The organism is Acidisoma sp. S159 (assembly GCF_009766125.1).
Taxonomy (GTDB): Bacteria; Pseudomonadota; Alphaproteobacteria; order Acetobacterales; family Acetobacteraceae; genus Acidisoma.
This window is the reverse complement of the sequence record NZ_LMUG01000080.1, coordinates 17,433-18,960: the sequence shown is the minus strand read 5'-3', so window position 1 is coordinate 18,960 and position 1,528 is coordinate 17,433. Positions and strand designations below refer to the sequence as shown.

1 protein-coding gene and 1 pseudogene are annotated in these 1,528 nt (G+C 61.3%); both read right to left on the bottom strand.

Features of this window, described 5'->3' with window-relative positions:
• A partial coding sequence (locus tag GSQ92_RS26485) for a hypothetical protein (protein ID WP_371418603.1) occupies positions 1–606 on the bottom strand: 606 nt, incomplete at its 3' end.
• Positions 607–802: 196 nt separating this feature from the next.
• Positions 803–1,528: pseudogene (locus GSQ92_RS26480) on the bottom strand (error-prone DNA polymerase); the annotation flags it as partial.

The following is a 1,528-nucleotide window of genomic DNA, read 5'->3' as shown; positions in this document are numbered from 1 at the left end:
CATGGAGCGCCGTATCTTTTCCCGATGGCGATCAGGATCCGCTCTAATGTCGCGCCAAAGCGTTCGCCAGTGTAGGTACTGCGGGGACAGTGCTGCAAGGGCAGCATCAATGCGCCCATATCGGAAAAGGCAGTCGTCAGCGAGACTGATGACCAGCGGATTCGGCTGCATCCTGTTCTCAAAGTCGGTTCGAAGCAGGGCGTTTACCGCATCTTGCTCTCGCCCGTCCCCGAAGTGATCGGCAAGCAATGCCAGGGCGATTGCGGCTGAACGACTTTTCCCATATTCGCAGTGTACGGCGATCATGGGTGACCCGACGACGGGACCATCAAAGAAAAGACGGCCGTCGGCAACGCGCCTTCCGAATTCAATAGCCTCTGTAATCTGCAGCATCGTCGGCCCTATACGATGGCCAAGCTTCGCAGTCGCGATATCGTCGAAGCTCAATCGCAGCAATCTGGCGCTCTCGCCTCTGGTGGCCTGGGCGAGGGCGATTGCTAAGTCCGGCGTGGTGGCGTTCGTCGAACTTCGAATAGAAATGACAGCGTCTGCACCCTCGGCGCCTCCTGATTCGACCTCCGTTCTTGAAAGGACTCTGATCCGCATGGCCGGCTTCCTAATCGGCAATGATCTATCAATCAGGCCCCTGAGCGCGGAGACTGCAGTCATACCGCGCGACGTGGATCTGTGAGCTTACCAGCATCGCGTGACACTGGACGTTCTAGGACCTCTAGTTTCAGGAGAAAGGTCCGATGCACAGAGTGATGTTTGGGCATCGACACGGCACGCCGGCACAACGGCCCTACCGAAAATCACGGCTGGCCGGGAGCCCTGCTTTTGCCCGAGCGGAACCCGGGTCCGGGCGTCGCACCTCATCAGCGTGTCCAAGCGTGGCGTCCGCCCAACTCGGATCATTCGCGGAAATGCTCAACTGGCGCAGCAGGTCGCCCCGGTCGATGAGCCTGCGACAAATCAAGTGCGTGATCGGCACCTCGGCGTGTTCGGTCTCGCGCTCGATGCGGCCCTCAGCCACCATAAGACGCGCGCCGATCATCGCTGCCCGATCGCGTCCGCCGATGTTGGGATAGACGACCAGGTTGGCGACACCGAACTCATCCTCGAGCGTTATAAAAACGATGCCCTTCGCCGTGCCGGGCCGTTGCCGCATGAGCACGATCCCGGGCAGGCGAATGGAACTGCCCGCGCGTGCCGAGTTGAGGTGTCGCGTGTCGTGATATCCCTGTTTCAATAACGCTGGCCGCAGCAAGGCGAGGGGATGCTGCCGCAGCGTCAGTCCTGTAGCGGCGTAGTCGAGCACGATTGCTTGTCCTGCCGCCTCGGCTGGCAAGGCGGGGGCGGCCTCGTTGATGAGTCCTGGCTCCCCGAGTGCGTAGTCAGCCAGTCTCAACAACGGCGGCACGTCGCGTTCAATCGCCTTGGCGTCCCACATGGCGGACCGGCGGCTGGCGCCCAGGCTTGCGAAGGCATCAGCCTCGGCCAAGGCTTCGATGGCTTTGCGGCTGACGCT